Source organism: Sediminibacterium ginsengisoli, from assembly GCF_900167075.1.
GTDB lineage: Bacteria > Bacteroidota > Bacteroidia > Chitinophagales > Chitinophagaceae > Sediminibacterium > Sediminibacterium ginsengisoli.
Genome location: NZ_FUWH01000002.1, coordinates 216,039 through 234,814 on the forward strand (window position 1 = coordinate 216,039; position 18,776 = coordinate 234,814).

Annotated in this window: 17 protein-coding genes; 7 read left to right on the forward strand and 10 right to left on the reverse strand. The window is 47.4% G+C overall.

All coding sequences use genetic code 11. The features are described 5' to 3' along the window. Positions 1-70: 70 nt before the first annotated feature. Entirely contained in the window at positions 71-4,438 is a 4,368-nt protein-coding gene (locus B5D42_RS04040; RefSeq protein WP_078830162.1) for a CusA/CzcA family heavy metal efflux RND transporter, read from the forward strand. A gap of 2 nt (positions 4,439-4,440) precedes the next feature. Further along, positions 4,441-5,574: an efflux RND transporter periplasmic adaptor subunit gene (locus B5D42_RS04045; protein ID WP_078830163.1), complete on the forward strand. Its 1,134-nt coding sequence runs from the start codon at positions 4,441-4,443 to the stop codon at positions 5,572-5,574. Between the two features lie 53 nt (positions 5,575-5,627). Here the strand turns inward: B5D42_RS04045 and B5D42_RS04050 are convergent, their stop codons facing one another. The 5 genes from B5D42_RS04050 to B5D42_RS04070 all read right to left on the reverse strand — a co-directional run bounded on the left by B5D42_RS04050 (position 5,628) and on the right by B5D42_RS04070 (position 9,798). Continuing rightward, complete coding sequence (locus B5D42_RS04050; RefSeq protein WP_078830164.1) at positions 5,628-6,320, reverse strand: LytR/AlgR family response regulator transcription factor; 693 nt, start codon at positions 6,318-6,320, stop codon at positions 5,628-5,630. Continuing rightward, positions 6,317-7,408, reverse strand: coding sequence for a sensor histidine kinase (locus tag B5D42_RS04055; RefSeq protein WP_078830165.1), 1,092 nt, complete (start codon positions 7,406-7,408; stop codon positions 6,317-6,319). The genes B5D42_RS04050 and B5D42_RS04055 overlap by 4 nt, the downstream gene beginning before the upstream one ends. Positions 7,409-7,491: 83 nt before the next feature. Then, positions 7,492-7,743 (reverse strand): hypothetical protein, encoded by a 252-nt coding sequence (locus tag B5D42_RS04060; RefSeq protein WP_078830166.1) that lies wholly within the window; start codon positions 7,741-7,743, stop codon positions 7,492-7,494. 81 nt (positions 7,744-7,824) lie between these two features. Next, on the reverse strand, positions 7,825-8,472 hold the full coding sequence (locus B5D42_RS04065; RefSeq protein ID WP_078830167.1) for an MCP four helix bundle domain-containing protein: 648 nt from the start codon (positions 8,470-8,472) through the stop codon (positions 7,825-7,827). A 117-nt stretch (positions 8,473-8,589) separates the two neighbouring features. Beyond that, positions 8,590-9,798, reverse strand: a complete 1,209-nt coding sequence (locus tag B5D42_RS04070; RefSeq protein ID WP_078830168.1) for a 4-hydroxy-3-methylbut-2-enyl diphosphate reductase — start codon at positions 9,796-9,798, stop codon at positions 8,590-8,592. A 101-nt stretch (positions 9,799-9,899) separates the two neighbouring features. On the opposite strand from B5D42_RS04070, the gene B5D42_RS04075 reads away from it, so the two are divergent. The 3 genes from B5D42_RS04075 to B5D42_RS04085 all read left to right on the forward strand — a co-directional run bounded on the left by B5D42_RS04075 (position 9,900) and on the right by B5D42_RS04085 (position 11,876). Then, positions 9,900-10,574 (forward strand): 3-keto-disaccharide hydrolase, encoded by a 675-nt coding sequence (locus B5D42_RS04075; RefSeq protein ID WP_139366975.1) that lies wholly within the window; start codon positions 9,900-9,902, stop codon positions 10,572-10,574. A gap of 30 nt (positions 10,575-10,604) precedes the next feature. After that, positions 10,605-11,294 carry a helix-turn-helix transcriptional regulator gene (locus B5D42_RS04080; RefSeq protein WP_078830170.1) on the forward strand — a complete coding sequence of 230 codons (690 nt, stop codon included), beginning with the start codon at positions 10,605-10,607 and terminating at the stop codon, positions 11,292-11,294. A gap of 84 nt (positions 11,295-11,378) precedes the next feature. Then, on the forward strand, positions 11,379-11,876 hold the full coding sequence (locus B5D42_RS04085; RefSeq protein WP_078830171.1) for a DinB family protein: 498 nt from the start codon (positions 11,379-11,381) through the stop codon (positions 11,874-11,876). Between the two features lie 223 nt (positions 11,877-12,099). Here B5D42_RS04085 and B5D42_RS04090 read toward each other — a convergent pair whose 3' ends face one another. Together B5D42_RS04090 and B5D42_RS04095 are read right to left on the reverse strand one after the other, a co-directional pair. Beyond that, positions 12,100-12,528: a small multi-drug export protein gene (locus tag B5D42_RS04090; RefSeq protein WP_078830172.1), complete on the reverse strand. Its 429-nt coding sequence runs from the start codon at positions 12,526-12,528 to the stop codon at positions 12,100-12,102. A gap of 174 nt (positions 12,529-12,702) precedes the next feature. Beyond that, positions 12,703-14,970, reverse strand: coding sequence for an aconitate hydratase (locus tag B5D42_RS04095; protein ID WP_078830491.1), 2,268 nt, complete (start codon positions 14,968-14,970; stop codon positions 12,703-12,705). Positions 14,971-15,234: 264 nt separating this feature from the next. On the opposite strand from B5D42_RS04095, the gene B5D42_RS04100 reads away from it, so the two are divergent. After that, the gene (locus tag B5D42_RS04100) at positions 15,235-15,456 is read left to right on the forward strand and encodes a PspC domain-containing protein (protein WP_078830173.1); all 222 of its coding nucleotides are present in this window, start codon (positions 15,235-15,237) and stop codon (positions 15,454-15,456) included. 11 nt (positions 15,457-15,467) lie between these two features. On the opposite strand, the gene kdsA is transcribed toward B5D42_RS04100, so the two are convergent. After that, positions 15,468-16,292, reverse strand: a complete 825-nt coding sequence (gene kdsA, locus B5D42_RS04105) for a 3-deoxy-8-phosphooctulonate synthase (protein ID WP_139366976.1) — start codon at positions 16,290-16,292, stop codon at positions 15,468-15,470. Between the two features lie 148 nt (positions 16,293-16,440). Between kdsA and B5D42_RS04110 the strand changes: the two genes are divergently transcribed. Next, positions 16,441-17,397, forward strand: coding sequence for an NAD-dependent epimerase/dehydratase family protein (locus B5D42_RS04110; RefSeq protein WP_078830174.1), 957 nt, complete (start codon positions 16,441-16,443; stop codon positions 17,395-17,397). Between the two features lie 67 nt (positions 17,398-17,464). Here the strand turns inward: B5D42_RS04110 and B5D42_RS04115 are convergent, their stop codons facing one another. Together B5D42_RS04115 and B5D42_RS04120 are read right to left on the reverse strand one after the other, a co-directional pair. Further along, positions 17,465-18,199 carry a DUF3575 domain-containing protein gene (locus B5D42_RS04115; protein WP_078830175.1) on the reverse strand — a complete coding sequence of 245 codons (735 nt, stop codon included), beginning with the start codon at positions 18,197-18,199 and terminating at the stop codon, positions 17,465-17,467. 34 nt (positions 18,200-18,233) lie between these two features. After that, the gene (locus tag B5D42_RS04120; RefSeq protein WP_078830176.1) at positions 18,234-18,644 is read right to left on the reverse strand and encodes an RrF2 family transcriptional regulator; all 411 of its coding nucleotides are present in this window, start codon (positions 18,642-18,644) and stop codon (positions 18,234-18,236) included. Positions 18,645-18,776: the final 132 nt, after the last annotated feature.

Consider the following 18,776-nt stretch of genomic DNA (forward strand, 5'->3'; position numbering starts at 1 on the left):
TGCTGCATGCGTCTATATATCCTTAAAAGAGAGCAATACGTCATGCATTGTACCTTTTAACTGAATTTACATGCTGAACAGACTGATCAGGTTCTCAGCTGCCAATAAAATGGTGGTGGGCCTGTTTATACTTGTATTGATTATACTGGGAATAAGGGATCTGATGAAACTGCCTATCGACGCAGTGCCGGATATTACCAATAACCAGGTTGTTATTATTACGCCGGCACCAAGCCTCGGTGCCCCGGATGTGGAACGGTTTATTACCGCCCCGGTGGAACAGGTTACCCGGAATATACCGGGCATCATTGAGCAGCGGAGCTTTTCACGCTTCGGGCTCAGCCTCGTTACCATTGTTTTCAATGATGAAACAGATATCTACTGGGCCCGAACCCAGGTAAATGAAAGACTGGCCCAGGCACGAGAACAGATCCCGCAGGGAATGGGCACGCCCGAATTAGGGCCGGTAACAACAGGGCTCGGTGAAATATTCCAGTATGTAGTAAGGACCAAACCGGGTTACGAAGGGAAATATGATCTCACAACCCTGCGAACCATCCAGGACTGGATCGTACGCAGACAACTGCTGGGTACGGAAGGCGTAGCGGAAGTAAGCAGCTTCGGTGGCGCACTGAAGCAATATGAAGTAGGAGTAAATACCGACAGGCTGAAGAGCTTCGGCCTTACCATCAGCGATGTATTCCGCGCATTGAATGAGAACAACAGTAATACCGGCGGTGCCTATATTGAAAAAGGGCCGTCGGTATTGTTCATCCGTACGGAAGGGCTTGTGGGCAATCTGGCCGATATAGAACATATAGTGGTAAGCAAAAGCAAAAGCGGCATACCGGTGCTGGTAAGGGATGTGGCAACCGTGAAGGCCGGCAGTGCCATCCGTTACGGGGCTACGGCTTATAACGACAAAGGTGAAGTTGCCGGTGCTGTTGTAATGATGCTGAAAGGGGAGAACAGCGGAAAAGTGATCACCAGCATCAAGGAAAAAATAAAAGCCATCGAACGTTCGCTGCCGGAAGGTGTGATCATTGAAGCATTCCTCGATCGTACCAAAATGGTTGATAACGCGATCGGAACCGTGAAGCAGAACCTGATCGAAGGTGCTTTGATCGTAGTATTTGTGCTGGTACTGTTCCTCGGAAACCTTCGTGCAGGGCTGATCGTAGCTTCGGTGATACCGCTGGCCATGCTCTTTGCCGTGATCATGATGAACCTTTTCGGGGTAAGCGGCAACCTCATGAGTCTCGGGGCTCTTGATTTCGGATTGCTGGTAGATGGTGCGGTGATCATTGTGGAAGCCGTGATGCACAGGTTAAGCCTCAGCGGCAGACTCGGTGCTGCATTTCTGAACCGTAAAGAAATGGACCGTGAAGTAACACATGCGGCGGGTAAAATGATGAATGCGGCCGTTTTCGGGCAGGTGATCATTCTTATCGTTTACCTGCCGATACTTACGCTGCAGGGCATTGAAGGGAAAATGTTCAGACCGATGGCGCAGACCATTTCTTTTGCCATCATCGGGGCGTTCCTGCTCTCTATTACTTATGTTCCCATGATGAGCGCACTTTGTCTCAGCCGCAAAACGGGTCATAAGGAAAATCTTTCCGATCGCGTAATGAAGCAATTACAGCGCTGGTACCACGCAGCATTGAGCCGCAGCCTGAAAAGGCCGCGCATTATCGTTGCTTCGGCAATGGTATTGTTCGGATTATCTGTTGCGCTGATGACAACGTTCGGCGGGGAGTTCATACCTAAACTGGCAGAAGGCGATTTTGCTGTTGAAACCAGACTGCTGCCGGGATCATCACTTACTAAAACCATCAATGCCACACAGCAGACAGCCAAAGTGTTGCTGGATAATTTCCACGAAGTGGAGAAAGTTGTTACAAAGATCGGTTCAGGCGAAATCCCTACAGATCCGATGCCGATGGAACAGGCCGATATGATGGTGATCCTGAAAGACAAAAAAGAGTGGACGAATGCAGATAGCTATGATGAACTGGCAGAAAAAATGAGCCGTAAACTGGAAGAAGTTCCCGGAGTTTCAACAGGCTTCCAGTTCCCGGTGCAAATGCGTTTTAATGAGTTGATGACGGGTGCAAGACAGGATGTGGTCTGCAAGATTTTCGGCGATAATCTCGACAGCCTGGCGCTTTATTCCACCCAGCTCGGTACGCTGATCGGTAAAATTGATGGCGCGCGCGATCTGTATGTTGAAACGGTAACGGGCGTGCCGCAGGTAGTGATCCGTTATAACCGGGAAGCCATTGCCAGGTACGGTGCAAATATTGCCGATATCAACAATACCGTCCAGGCTGCTTATGCCGGCGCTGTTGCAGGTGTGGTGTTTGAAGGCGATCGCCGATTTGATCTTGCGATCAGGCTCGACAGCACTCAGAAAAAAGATGCAGCGCAGATCGGCAACCTGATGGTTGGCTTGCCCGGTGGTGGCCAGGTGCCGCTGGATATACTGGCCAGCATATCTTCTGAAGATGGTCCTTACCAGATCCAGCGGGAAGATGCACAACGCCGTATCACCGTGGGTTTCAACGTAAGAGGGCGTGATGTGCAGAGTATCGTTAATGAACTGACCGAAAAAACAAAATCATTGAAACTGCCGCCGGGCTATCATATCACCTATGGCGGACAATATGAAAATCTGCAGCATGCTACAAAACGATTGAGCATTGCATTGCCCGTTGCACTGATGCTCATCTTCCTGATGCTCTTCTTCGCATTCCGGAAACTGAGGTATTGCCTGCTGATCTTTTCTGCCATTCCTTTATCGGCTATCGGAGGGGTGTTTTCGATGTGGATGCGTGGTATGCCATTCAGTATTTCCGCAGGTGTAGGATTTATCGCCTTGTTCGGAGTAGCTGTATTGAACGGGATTGTACTGGTAATGGAAATGAACCGTAAAAAAGACGATGCTGAACTCTCCTTGAAAGATGTTATACTTCTCGCTGCAAAAGAAAGGCTGCGGCCGGTACTGATGACGGCGGCTGTAGCCTCGCTTGGATTTCTGCCTATGGCCATCAGTAATGGTCCCGGTGCAGAAGTGCAGCGGCCGCTGGCTACAGTAGTGATTGGCGGACTTGTATCGGCTACATTGCTCACCTTATTTGTATTGCCGGCCTTATACCTGCTTTTTGAAAAAAGAAAAAATAGGATCCCCATGAAACAAACACTGGTAATACTGTTGTTGCTGCTGTCTGGCAGCGCTGCTTTCAGTCAGGCTCCTGCAACAGGCAGAACAAGTCTTACAGAAGTATTGAACAGCGCATACGCCAATGCACAAACCATGCAGGTAAGCAGGCTTCAGGAAAAATACTATCTTCTGCAGCAGCAAACAGCAAGACAAATACCCAAAACCCAGTTCTCTACGGAATTAGGTAACTATAACAGTTTCAACTTCGATTCACGGTTTTCTGTTGTACAACCTTTGAATGCGGCTGGTACATACAGAAGTTACAAGTCTGTACTGCAAACCTGGCTGGCATCGGCACAGGCAGAAACACTGCTTAAAAAAGCAGAGCTTAAAAAACTGGTGCAGCAATTATATCTCGATCTGCAATACCTGTTTGCCCGCGAAAAACTGCTGAACAGAACAGACAGTATTTATAAGCGTTACCAGCAGATTGCCGCCTTGCGTTTTGAAAAAGGCGAAAGTAACCTGCTTGAAAAAACTGCCCTGGACCATTATGCATTCCAGAGCCGCCTGCAGCTGGATATGAATGCCGGCGATATTGCAATGGTGCAGGCAGAACTTGAGCTGCTCGCAAGGTTGGGAAAAACGGTAGTCCCTTCAGAAACATTGTCAGCTGAAGAACGTGTGCATGATACGGCACTTCTCCGGCTTCATCCGGAGCTTCAATATCAGAAACAGCTGGAAGCAAGGGCTGCGGCTGAAACTGCACTTGAAAAGACCAGACTGAAACCGGAATGGACAATCGGATATAATAATCAGTCTATCATAGGCTGGCAGGCATACAAAGACCAGAGTGAACGCTACTTCAACGCAGGCAGCCGCTTTTCGTCCGTAACCCTTGGATTGTCGCTGCCGGTATTCAGCAAAGCACGTAAAGCAGCGGTAGAAGCGGCCAAAGCCAATGAAACCCTGCAGGAAGCCAATACCGGTAAAGCTGCCCTGGTATTACAGACAGCAATGAACAATGCGTTACGGAAAAAACAGAAATATGCAGGCGTGGCAGCATATTACAGAAGGGATGGTCTGAAACAATCTGCCATAATGATCAGCACAGCTGAACAACAGTACCGCGCAGGACAGATCAGCTATATCGAATGGGGCAACCTGTTCAGTCAGGCAATCAGCATTGAGACGCAGTACCTGGAAGCTTTAAAAGAAATACAGCTGGCGGAGATCGAGCTGGATTATTTGTTAAACAACGATACAACCAACTAATTATGAAGTATATATTTATCTGCTTACTGATTGTGCTCACAGCATGCGGTACAAAAAAGAAAGCTGAATCTGCAAACGGATCGGAAGCTGTTATTGAGAACAATGTAACATTAACGGATGCACAGCTTAAAAATGCAGCATTGACTATCGCCTCTCCTGAAATGAAGGCCCTGCATGGTACCATACGTGTGAATGGTAAGGTAGATGTGCCGCCGCAAAGCATGGTATCTGTAAGTTTCCCGTTAGGAGGCTATCTTAAAAACTCACACCTGCTGCCAGGTATGGAAGTAAAGAAAGGCGAAGTGATCGCTACCATGGAGGATAAAGCCTATGTGCAGCTGCAGCAGGATTTCCTGGTAGCAAAAGCCAAAATGGAATTCCTTGCCAGTGATGTACAGCGTCAGAAAGAGCTGAGCGACAATGATGCCACCAGCAAAAAAAGTTACCAGCAGGTGCTCAGTGAATTCAAGACACAACAGGTGATGATCAAAGCACTGGATGAAGAACTGCGTATTGTAGGGCTCGATCCCGAAAAACTGAATACAGGAAATATTTCAAGAACCATTAGTCTCAGGTCGCCCATTACCGGCTTTGTGAGCAGGGTGAATGTGAACATCGGTAAATATGTAAATCCGTCGGACGTGCTTTTCGAACTGGTAAACCCGGACGATATACATGCAGCGCTTACCGTTTTTGAAAAGGATATCAACCAGATCAGGAAAGGCATGAAAGCAATGGTAGCCTTAGCCGATAAGCCCGGTAAACAATATGAAGTGGAAGTGCTGATGGTAACAAGGAATGTTGAAGACGACCGGAGCGGCCTGGTGCATTGTCATTTCGAGAACGAAAACCACGATCTCCTGCCGGGTATGTTCCTTACCGGTACTTTCCGGCTCGAGGCTAAGCCAACCATAGCTGTTCCGGAAGAAACGGTATTGCGTTATGAAGGGAAGGAATATGTTTTCCTGGTGAAAGACACGCATCATTTTATGATGCAGCAGGTGGAAACCGGCTCGCGGCAAAATGGTTATGTAGAACTGAAAGATCAGCCGGGTATTGACTGGCTGAAACAAAAATTGGTAACCGGCAATGGTTATTCCCTGCTCGGAAAACTGAAGAATACAAGTGAAGAATAGTAAATAAAAATGGCCTGCACTGCAGGCCATTTTTATTTACGCTGTTACAGGAATTACCTGTTGAATGATTTTAAGAACTGTTCTTCATAACTGCTGCCGATCGGGATCTCTGTATTATTGATAGTGATGTTTTTATTGCGGATGCTTTCTATACGCTGCAACGGAACAATGTAAGACCTGTGCACACGGATAAATTGTGATGCAGGCAGTTTTTCCAGTATTGTTTTCATCGTCATACGTGCCACAATCGGTTTCTGGCCCAATAAATGTATTTTGAGATAATCGTCCAGTCCTTCAATGAAAAGGATGTCATTCAGGCTGATTTTTACCAGGCGGTAATCGGCACGTATAAAAATATGCTGATCCTGGCCTTTTCCTTTTTCGTTCTGGTAATTGAAGTAATCTCTGGCCTTCTGAACAGCGGTCATGAAACGCTCCTGTGTAAAAGGTTTCAGCAGGTAATCGATAGCGCTTACATTAAACCCCTCCACAGCATATTCACTGTAAGCAGTGGTAAAGATCACCATGGTTTGTTTTTCAATGGCTTTGTAGAGATCTATACCCGAAATAGAAGGCATATTAATATCCATGAAGATCAGGTCTACAGGAGATTGCTGAACAAAACGCAACGCTTCGTTGGGCATATGGAATGTTCGCTGGAGATCGATAAAATCGGTCTTTGAGCAGAACATTTCAAGCACTTTCAATGCCAGCGGTTCATCGTCTACGGCGATAGCTTTTATCATGCGAGCAGTAATATGAGTGAAACAATAAAACGATCCTTTTCATCACTGATCTTCAATACATGGGATCCGGGATAGATAAGTTCGAGCCTGTTCTTTGTATTCTCTATCCCCAGTCCGCTGTGTTCTTCCCTGTTCCTGGCGATGGTCACCTTATTGTTGATGACCACCATCTGCAGGCTGTTGTCGGTTATGGCGATATCGATTTTGATATCTGAATTTTCTTCCGCATTCACACCATGCTTGAAGGCATTTTCCACGAAGGGGATCAGTATCAGCGGAGCGATCACCCTGTTGTCCGTGTCTCCCGAGATTACAAAGGAGATGGGGACAGAACCTGCAAACCGCGTTTCCTGCAGTTCGATATAATCACGGATATAAGCCAGCTCCTTATCAAGTGGTACTTTATCCTTGTCAGCCTCATTCAACACATACCGCATCATTTCAGACAGTTTGATAACAGCATTGGCCGTCTGATCTGATTTGTCTATTGCAAGCGCATAAATGCTGTTGAGCGTATTGAACAGGAAATGCGGGTTGATCTGTGCTTTAAGATAAGACAGTTCTGCAGAAAGTTTTTCCTGTCTTGCCTTTTCCCATTGCCGGTTGATCCGGATGGTCATTGCAAAGAACAGCATCACCAGGTAAAGAAAAAGATGGTGATACATTTCAAACAGCAGGGACTGCCAGGAGCTGTCATTTCTTCTCGGCCCGAACCCGCGCATCATTTCCCGGTTGCGCATCATTTTACCAGGCATAAACCTTCCGCCGGGTGGCATTGCTTTGCGCATGACGGCAAATTCGTTCGGGACCAGTTTGCTGGCAATAAAGATTGCTGCCAGCAGACAGATTACCTGGAGCAGTACAAACACTACATACCGCTTTCTGAAGTAGAATCGGGGGATCAGCACCTGCAGGTTCAGGTAAAAGATCCCGAGGAACAGAGCTCCGATCAGCAGGTCGCGGCGGGTATGCCAGTTCTGTAAGGTTTCGCTGAATGTTTGCGGCCCTGGTGAAAACAATACGGGTAACAGCAGGAACACGAGACATCCTGTAACATGTGCCAGTATCGTACTTGCCTTATTCTTCATGCCCCGATTGCTTTTGATCAAAATTAAGCAAGCGGTCTGCCATTTGTGGCAACACAAGGTAAGCAGGCAGAATTTGCCGGTAATCAGCCGTGCAGTTTGGAGCCGAGCCAGGCTTTGATCTTGTCGAATCTTACCATCATTCCCCAGCAAGTTAAACAGAGTGTGGCAAAGGATACGGCAAGGGATACCTGCATCTGGCGTGTTGACAGCAGGCTTTTGCGCGGACCCGTTTCATTTGGCTGATAGATCTCGCAGGATATAAAATAAGTAATGATAAAAATGATCAGGCCGGAAAAAACGGCCACAGTAAGAGAAAAAAGAACTTTCTGAAACATTTGCAGGGGAATAGACGGTTCGGATATTGGTCGATAGCTTCAGCTATATAGCGTGAAGATACAGCGAATCGGCTGAAAATATCAGTTCAGCTGCGGATTTTCAGGAAAAGGCTGTTTGGCAGTCTTACCCGTAAAGATCATCACCTGGATGGTGAGGCCGAGGATCACCAGCATACCCAACTCAAACTGTGTCAGCAGTGTTGAACCTGCAATTACACGTTTGGAATGGTCATTCATCAGCTGCCCCTCCTTGATCTGTATGCCCGATAACTGATGCAGCTGGTATTCAGCCTGTTCGAGTGATTTGTTGAAAACTGAAGTTATGCCTGCCGAATTGTCTTTCCGGTCAGCTAACTGCTTTTCAGCTGCAAGGGCAAAATGAATATTGTCGGTCAGGGCTTTGAAATGCGTTTCTTCTTCGGGCGTCAGTTTGGTTTTGGCATAACTGGTCAGCAGCGTTTCTATTTCACGGTTTTGTGTTCCGGCTTTATCTAACGGGTACGTACCTGCTGTGATCTCATCTGCATGGATCTTTTTCTGGTAGAGAAGATGGGATATGCGGAAGATATAACCTTCCACCACGAGCCTGTCTTCATAAACGGAAGTAAAGGAATGTCCGAGTGCGGATACATTTTTCGTATCCATCCGGTTTTTCGCAAAAACCAGGATAAACACCATCGCAAGCAATAAAGCGATCTTTATCCTTTGCGGAACTGCGGCTTTTTTCATACAGCAAGATTAACAGGTTCGAAGATGTACCTCTAATTTACTGTATTATTCACCGCAGGGAAATTTTCCGGGAAGCTTATTGGTAAGAAAAGCTTAAATCTCCGGGTATAAGATCATTTATGGCTGTATACGATCTTCCACGCCATAAAAAGATGCCAGCTGACGGATCACGGATTCCACTACAGCATCCGGGCAGCTCGCGCCGCTGGTCATGAGGATCCTGAGCGGTTCCTTTTGCGGCAGATAACCATTTACGAGCAGCTGTTCTTTGGTGCGCCAGTTGCGGTGCAGAATGGTTTCCCTGCTGATAAGTTTATCCGCCGCATCAATAAAATAAGCCGGTAACCTGCTTTCGCAAAGCTCTACCAGGTGAGAGGAATTGCTGCTGTTATAGCCGCCGATAATGATGGCAAGGTCTGCCGGTGTTTCAAGCATGGCTGTTACAGCGGTCTGGTTATCGTTTGTGGCGTAACAGAGTGTGTCACGCGTATCTGCAAACCGGTCGCTGATATTGGCAGGACTGAGCTCATATTTTTCTATAAAAACCTGTTTGAGATAGTCGGAAATGGCCTGGGTATCACTGGCCAGTTGCGTTGTCTGGTTTACAACTCCGATGCGTTCCATATCTTTTTCAATGGAGAAGCCCTGTGAATAACGGCCTTCAAAAGCGGTGTAAAATGCTTCGGCAGGTTTTTCGCCTGTGATATATCGCGCCAGCTCAACAGCTTCTTCCATATCGTTTACCACAACTGTTGGCGTATGGCTGGACGCGTGTGAGAATGTAGCCCTTGTTTCTTCATGTTTGGGTTTGCCATGCACAATGATGCTGTAGCCTTTCCTGGCGATCTGCTCGCTCCTGTTCCATACTTTCTCAACAAAAGGGCAGGTGGTATCATATTTCTCGGTAGGAATGCCTTTGGCTTTCAGCAGCGTTTCAATTTCGAGCGTGGTGCCGAAAGCGGGGATGATCACCACATCATTGCCGGTAAGGTCTTCAAAAGGGATCAGCTGCCGGCCATAAGTATCCTGGAGAAATTTAACCCCGCGTTGCTGCAGGTCCGCATTTACCTGCGGGTTGTGGATCATTTCGCTCAGGAGAAAAATGTTTTTGCCGGGATTCTCGTCAATGGTCCTGAATGCAATCTCAATCGCGTTCTCCACACCGTAGCAAAAACCAAAATGCCTGGCCAGGTAAATCTGTAACGGGCCCAGGTTGAGCAGGGTAGGCGTAAAATCTTTTTTCAGCTTATCCTGCTCTTTACGCCTGTTCTTGATACCGCTGATGAGCGTACTGCGGTAACCTGAGGGAACATTGAATTGCTTCATAGCACAAAATTATGACAATGTGCCCAATAGTAGGAGGAAGGCATTTTTTCCATGCTCAGGCGCATAAGCTTCCTTATCTTCATTACCTCAATAATAGCCTTATGAAACAGTTTTCCCTTTTATGTCTGTCTGTTCTGCTGTTATGCGGACTGAATGCCCAGAAAAAAGGCGAATGGACAAGTCTTTTTGATGGAAAGACCCTGGCCGGCTGGCGTACATACCAGCATAAACCTGCCACATCCTGGCTCGTCAGCGATGGAACGCTTTATTGTAAAGGAAATACCGGGGCGGGAATAACACATGCCGACCTGATCACTGATGCAGAGTTCGACAGTTTTGAACTGGAACTGGAATGGAAAATAGCACCTGCCGCAAACAGCGGGATACTTTACAGGGTAACCGAAGAATATCCTTCATCTTATGAAAGCGGACCGGAATACCAACTGATTGATGACGAAGGCTACCCCGGGAAACTGGAAGCCTGGCAGAAAACCGGTGCCAACTATGCCATGAATCCACCCCTGGAACCTGCGGCCAATAAAGCAGGCGAATGGAATCAAACCCGGATTATCGTAAAAGGCAATCATGTTGAACACTGGCTCAATAATAAAAAAGTAGCTGAATATGAATTTCACAGCGATGCCTGGAAACAACAGAAAATGAACGGAAAGTGGAAGAATACAGCAGGATATGGCATGGCTGCAAAGGGGCATATTGCATTACAGGATCATGGTGGGCAGGCCTGGTTCAGGAATATCCGCATCCGCAAACTGTAAGCGCAAGGATCATCAAAATCAGTTACAGCCATGAACAGGATCGACAGGCTCTTCAGCATGCTAACGTTATTGCAGGCGAAGAAATATGTGCCGGCAGAGAAAATAGCGGACAGGTTCAACATCAGCGTGCGAACAGTCTACCGCGACATTAAGGCGCTCTGCGAATCGGGTATTCCCGTCAGCTTCGAGCAGCAGAAAGGTTATTTTATTGTGCAGGGATATTTTCTTCCGCCCGTAGCTTTTACAACAGAAGAAGCGAATGCATTATTGCTGACGGAGGCGTTGGTTGCCGGCTTTGCAGACAGATCCATTAAAACCCATTATTCTTCTGCGCTCCATAAAGTGAAAGCCGTATTGCGCACCGGTCAGAAAGACAATATGGAAGCGCTTTCCGGAAATATCAGGTTGCAGGTGCCTGACAGAATATATAATAATGCAGATCACCTGGCCACTTTGCAACATGCTATTGCCGCCAGGCAGATCGTACATATTACTTATACCAACAACAGCGAAGAGGCCAGCAAAAGGAATGTTGAGCCGATCGGACTGATCTTTTATGCATTCAGCTGGCATCTCATCGGCTGGTGTCACATGCGTCATCAATACCGCGATTTTAAAGTACAGCGGATCACAACCGTTACTGAAACGGGGCAGCCTTTCCGCATCAAAGAGCACATGCCGTTGGGCGATTATATGAAACAGCTTCCGGTTAGTTATTAATTTTTTTTCAAAAGGAAAAACCGGCTGCCATAGGGCTGTCAGTGGCCCCTTTTTTCTTTGTGGTATTAACCAAAAACAACCACAATGACATTTGTTGAATCTTTCCTCGGAGAACTTGAAAGAGAAGCTGTAACAACCCGTAAAATGCTGGCGCTGGTGCCGCTTGCCAAATTTAACTGGCAGCCGCATACCAAAAGCATGACATTGATCCGTCTGGCAACGCATATCGCAGAACTGCCGGAATGGGTAAATATGGTACTGCACACCACCGAACTCGACTTCTCCAACAATCCATACACGCCTGAAGTGATCAACAGCACAGAAGAATTGCTCGCCTATTTTGAAAGGTCACTCGAAAATGGCCGTAAAGCATTACAGGAAGCTACCGATGCCGACCTCTGGCCTGAATGGATCCTGCGTAATGGCGAAGAGATCTATTCCTCATCATCCAAAAAGGATTTCATTCGCATTTCCCTTTCGCAGCTCATTCACCACCGTGCTCAGTTGGGCGTATACCTTCGTTTGCTTGATATTCCTATTCCTGGCAGTTACGGGCCGAGTGCGGATGATCAGACGATGTAGGGTGGTTTGGGGTGAGGGGAGTGAGGGCGAAGTGAGGAGGAGGTAGGTGGAAGTGAGGATGGATAAGTTGATGCTGTAAGATGCGATGATTACTGAAGTGTTGACGATCTTTCTATAGCCGCACTTGCTTCAAAGGTCCTCACTTCGCTCTCCCACGCCGCAGGCGTCCCTCACTTCGCCCTCCCCACGCCGCAGGTGTCCCTCACTTCGCCCTCACTACACTTTACAACAACTTCATCCCATAATGTCCCAACGTAGTAAACAAAGCGCAACGGACCACAACGCCGAGGCAACACCAGACAAGTAATTTTTTGAGCGGTACATTGAAGCCTACACCTACACCGATGCTTACGGGTGCGCCAACGGTCATGGTTCCGATAAAGCCGAGGCCAATTGTTCCGTATTTATCCCAGATGCGGTAGATGAGGCCGGTTGGTGGTTTCTCTTCTTTGGGTTTGGGTTTGCGGTATCTGGCAATGAATTTTTTGATTTTGTCGCCTAGGAATGCAGCTACATATACGCCAACGAGCCCGCCGGTAACACTGGCAAGGAAAATGATCCAGGGTGAAAGTTCGAATGCAAAGCCGGCAGGTATGGCGGCGTACACTTCAAATGTGGCGAGGGCTGCAACAGTTACGATCTTGAGGGTCATGTGATTTGAAAAAAGCAGGGTGAATAAAGGCAGTGAAGATAGCGGGTATTTGACGGATGGCGGATTATCAAAGGATAAAAAAATGTGAATGTCAGTTACATATCATGCGGCACATGTAAATAAAAAAGGATAGCGTTGATCGCTATCCTTTTATGATTGAAGCCGGAATATGAATTATCCTGCTACCTGTTTCCTGATGATGTTCAGCGCGCCGCCGGCTTTAAACCATTCGATCTGCTGCTGGTTGTAAGTATGATTCACAACGATCTTTTCAGTAGTACCGTCTGCATGGTGCAGTGCCAGTGTTAACGGCTGTCCCGGTGCAAAGCTGGTCAGACCTTCGATATCGATAGTGTCATCTTCCAGTATTTTATCGTAATCGTTCTTGTCGTTGAAGGTCAGCGCGAGCATGCCCTGTTTTTTCAGGTTGGTCTCGTGGATCCTTGCAAAAGATTTAACGAGGATCGCCCTTACGCCGAGGTGACGTGGTTCCATTGCTGCGTGTTCCCTTGATGAGCCTTCACCGTAGTTCTCATCACCCACAACGATAGTGCCGATGCCGGCTGCCTTGTAAGCCCGTTGTGTTGCAGGAACCGGTTCGTATTTGCCATCCAGCTGATTCTTTACATTATCCGTTTTATCGTTGAAGAAGTTCAGCGCACCGATCAGCATGTTGTTGCTGATATTGTCGAGGTGTCCGCGGAATTTCAGCCATGGACCTGCCATAGAAATGTGGTCTGTGGTACATTTTCCTTTTGCTTTGATAAGCAGGCGAAGACCTTTGAGGTCAGTGCCTTCCCATGGCGCGAAAGGATCCAGCAACTGCAGACGTTTGGAAGCAGGATCTACTACTACGGTGATACCGCTGCCGTCTGCAGATGGCGCCTGGTAACCGGCATCGTCCACTGCAAAACCTTTTGCCGGCAGTTCATCGCCTGATGGAGCATCCAGCATTACCTGTTCGCCCTTATCGTTGGTGAGTGTGTCTGTAAGCGGATTGAAGTTCAGATCGCCTGCGATAGCCATTGCTGTTACCAGTTCCGGTGAACCTACGAAAGCAAAAGTATTCGGGTTGCCATCGGCTCTTTTTGCAAAGTTCCTGTTGAAAGAGTGAACGATGGTGTTCTTTTCTTTTTTCTCTGCACCTACACGGTCCCACATACCGATACAAGGTCCGCATGCATTGGCAAACACCTTGGCGCCGATCTTGTTGAAAGTTTCCAGGAAACCGTCGCGCTCGATGGTGTAACGTACCTGTTCGCTGCCCGGTGTGATGGTGAATTCGCTTTTCACAGTGAGGCCTTTGGCTTCTACCTGTTTAGCCAGGCTTACTGCCCTGCTGATATCTTCGTAAGAACTGTTGGTACAGCTTCCGATCAGACCTACTTCAATTTTGGTAGGCCAGCCGTTGGCGGCAGCAACTTCTTTCATTTTAGAGATAGGAGTAGCCAGGTCTGGTGTGAATGGTCCGTTCAGGTGTGGTTCCAGTTCGCTGAGGTTGATCTCGATGATCTGGTCGAAGTATCTGGAAGGATCTGCATATACTTCAGGATCTGCGTTCAGGTATTCTTTAATGCCATCTGCCAGTGCCGCAACTTCTGCGCGGTCGGTGGCTTTCAGGTAACGGCTCATGCTGTCGTCGTAACCAAAAGTAGAAGTGGTTGCACCGATCTCTGCACCCATGTTACAGATGGTTCCTTTACCGGTACAGCTCATGTTGGTTGCACCTTCTCCGAAATATTCAACAATTGCGCCGGTTCCGCCTTTTACAGTGAGGATTCCGGCCACTTTGAGGATTACGTCTTTTGGTGAGGTCCAGCCGTTCAGTTTGCCGGTCAGTTTAACACCGATCAGCTTTGGCCATTTCAGTTCCCATGGCAAACCTGCCATTACATCACAGGCATCAGCGCCACCCACACCGATCGCGATCATACCGAGACCGCCGGCATTTACGGTATGAGAATCGGTTCCGATCATCATACCACCCGGAAATGCATAGTTTTCGAGTACTACCTGGTGAATGATACCGGCACCTGGTTTCCAGAAACCAATACCGTATTTATCCGATACAGAAGCGAGGAAGTCATAAACTTCTTTGCTTTCTGTAGTTGCTACCTTTAAATCTGCTGCTGCTTCAACTCTTGCTGTGATCAGGTGATCGCAGTGTACGGAAGATGGAACGGCCACTTTTGGGCGTCCTGCCTGCATAAACTGTAACAGGGCCATCTGTGCAGTTGCATCCTGCATTGCTACGCGGTCCGGTGCAAAGTCTACATATGATTTACCTCTCTCAAAGTCGGCCAGTTGCTGGTCGGTATGTAAATGCGCGAACAGGATCTTTTCTGACAGGGTAAGCGGTCTGCCCAGCGCCTTACGCGCAGCATCCACTTTTTCCGGCATCCCAGCGTACACTTTCTTGATCATTTGAATGTCAAAAGCCATAGCTAAAAGTTGAAATTGTGTATTTAATAATTCTAATGTGTCTTTACCCGTCATGAATCAGCCCGCCATCATTCAGAGCCGCTCAATGCTGTTTCTGACAGGCGCAAATCTACGAAAAAAAGGAAGGATAAGGAGCAACAATGTCAAACTTTTGTCATGCTGTTTGCCCGTGGAAATAGCAGTGAATGTTAAATAATCCGGGGATTCGGGTTCAATAGGGAAATTTCCTAATTTGCAAGTGAATTCCCCGTTATCAGTACAACTATGCAGAAAATCAGAGAATTTCTTGAATTGCGCGCCTTTGGCGTTTGTACGGCAATAGGAGACCGCCTGGGTATTGCCAGTTCGCGTATACGGATGTGGTTCATCTATATATCGTTCCTGACCATGGGATCGCCGGTTGTGATCTATATGATCCTTGCTTTCTGGATCAATATGAAGAATTATATCCTTGCCGGCCGCCGTAACCCTTTACGCCATTTGTGATCCACGTCTGCTCAGATAACAGCTTTACGCAGTTTTACCAGTTTTTCCAGTAACGGCTCCAGCAGATCGAGTTGCAGCATATTCGCGCCATCGCTTTTGGCTACGGCCGGGTTGGGATGTGTTTCTATGAACAGTCCGTCTGCTCCCGCCGCAATCGCTGCTTTGGCAATAGTGCCGATCAGCTGCGGGTTTCCGCCGGTTACACCTGTTGTCTGGTTCGGCTGCTGCAGTGAGTGCGTGCAATCCATCACCACCGGCACACCCTGCTCCTGCATCCATGGAATATTACGATAATCTACCACGAGATCCTGGTAACCGAAAGTGGTACCGCGCTCGGTCAGGATGATCTTGTCATTTCCCGCTTTGCGGATCTTTTCCACTGCAAATTTCATGGATGGCCCGCTCAGGAACTGGCCTTTTTTCACATTCACCACCTTGCCTGTTTCGGCCGCTGCAATGAGAAGATCGGTCTGGCGGCAGAGAAAAGCCGGGATCTGTAGAATATCGATATAAGGAGCTGCCATGGCCGCTTCTTCATGCGCATGTATATCCGATGTGGTGGGGAGCTGAAAACGCTCGCCTGCTTTTTTGATCAGCGCGAGTCCGTTATCATCCCCGATACCGGTAAATGATCCTGCACTTGTACGGTTTGCCTTACGGTAGCTCGCCTTAAAAATATAAGGAATGCCCAGCTTTTTGCAGATGCCTGATACCCGCTCCGCTACTTCCATTACCAGGTCTTCGCTTTCCACCACACAGGGGCCGGCAATAAGGAAGAAATTGTCCTGGTCGTAAGATTGGTTACGTGTCAGATCTGCTATAAACGATGGGATCATAAGTCTGATTTGAAATGCAAAATTACAGTTTTTTATATGGCCTTCACGTCTAAATCTCTTAGCCACGCCTTTATGTGAGGATCGGGTGGACGATGCTAACAAGTGCTCGTTTTTTTAAGTTTCTTTGCACTTCATTAAATGATTGCTTATGTCTGTCACGAAAGATAAAATACTTGTGATCGGTGCTTCCGGGCAAATTGGTGTGGAGCTTACGCTTGCGCTCCGGAAACAATACGGGAACAATAATGTGATCGCTTCCGACCTCCGCGAACAGAATCCGCTGCTGGAAGGCACCGGACCTTATGTGAGTCTCGATGTGATGAATAAGGAGATGCTTCACGTTCAGGTGATCCGCCAGAACATTACACAGATCTACCTGCTTGCCGCGATCTTATCCGCCACCGGCGAAAAAAATCCTAACCTGGCCTGGCACCTGAATATGCAGGGGCTGCTGAACGTGCTCGATATTGCCAGGGAGGAGAAACTGCATAAAGTGTACTGGCCAAGCAGCATTGCGGTATTTGGTCCTACCTCTCCCAAGATCATGTGTCCGCAGCAAACGATCATTGAACCTACAACGGTATACGGTATCAGTAAATATGCCGGTGAATTCTGGTGCAATTATTATTTCCAGCGTTATGGCGTGGATGTGCGCAGTATCCGTTATCCCGGACTGATCAGTTACAAATCGGCACCAGGCGGCGGTACAACCGATTATGCGGTTGAAATCTATCATGAAGCGCTTGAAAATAAAAAATACCAGTGTTTCCTGCAGGAAGATACTTACCTGCCCATGATGTACATGCCCGACGCGATCCGTGCAACAATGGAACTGATGGAAGCACCGGCTGATAAGATCAAAGTCCGTACATCTTATAATATTGCCGGCATGAGCTTCTCGCCTAAAGAGATCGCTGAAGAGATCGGTAAACATATCCCGGGCTTCAGTATCAGTTATAAACCTGATTACCGCCAGGAAATTGCCAACAGCTGGCCGCAAAGTATAGACGACAGTGTTGCCGGTAAAGACTGGGGCTGGAAACCGGAATATAATCTTGCAAAAATGACGGAAGACATGTTGCGTAACCTGCCACACCAGGAATAACTCTAAGATACAGGCATAAAAAAGCTGCGATACTGTCGCAGCTTTTTTATGCAATGATGTGGTGCAATTAGAAGTGGAAACCGATGTTGATACCTGCACCACGGATACCTGCCCATGGACCGTCTGATGCGATCTGTGCGCCGGAAGCGTTCACATTGTAAGTGAATTTGAATGGCGAAGGATCGATCTTGTTCAGGTTCTGCCTTAATGCTGTCTGCTCATCGTTATTCAGCGGTGCAGCGAAGTTCAGATCTCCCTTGCTGGTTCCGTAGTGGCCACCGATGATCCAGATATCCAGTACCAGCACTTTGAACAGCCTGTGCTGGGTTCCGATCATAAGTCCGCCGGAGGTTGATTTGATCTTACCGGTGAAATCAGCTTCCTTGGTAACTGCCGGAGCGCCGCCACCCGGAGATGCTGTGTATTTTACAGGGGCAGTAAGGTCGAAGGTTGCGAAACGTGCATAAGGAGCGATATAAAACCCTCTCATATTGCCTTTGCCGAGGTAAAAACGAACTTCCGGTGTCCAGGCGGTATTACCCATCTGGAAACGGCTGATATTTACATCGGAGCTGTTGATGATGTTCTCAAGCGTACCCTGGAATGGCGCACTTCCTTTTGGTTGTGTTCGGAAACCGAGCCCGAGCGATATTCTTTTGGTGATACTTCTTTCGTAAGAGAAACTGTAATTTTTGAGTACGAGTGAGCTCAGGTTCACTTTTACAGCATTCTTGCCGAGGCCGAGTACCTGGGCATCACTAAAAAAGGGCAAACATAACAGCAGTAATGCTATTCTTTTCATAACAGATGGGTTTGGTTTGATATTTGTAAAATCTTTATACAGCTACTAAGTCTGCAACGGTTTTGTTCTCGAGCACTTTCAGGGTATTATCCCTTACTTCGATCATCACTCTGTTGAGTCCGCACTTTTTTTCGTTACAGTCGGTGCATTTCTCGTAAAAATTCAGGCTTACACAAGGCAGCAGGGCAATCGGACCTTCTATGAGCCGCATCACAAGTGCTAGGGGGATCTTGTGAGGTTCCTGGTTGAAGAAATAACCGCCGCCTTTTCCTTTTTTGCTTTCCAGTAATCCGGCTTTCTTCAGTTCCAGCAATATATTTTCAAGAAATTTGAGGGGAATTCTCTTTTTTTCTGCGATCTCTGCTATCAAAACAGGGCCTTCCTGCTTTCGCTCGGCCATAAAGGTAAGCGCTTTAAAGGCATATTGTGTTTTTTTCGATAACATATTTGAGATTCAGATTATTCTGCGAAATAAGTCATTTCTGTTGAATTTTGCTTCATGTAACGATTAAAGGTTATAGCTGCTATAAATATTCGACCTATTTTTAATATCTTGCCTGGCCTGATTTTTATCGGA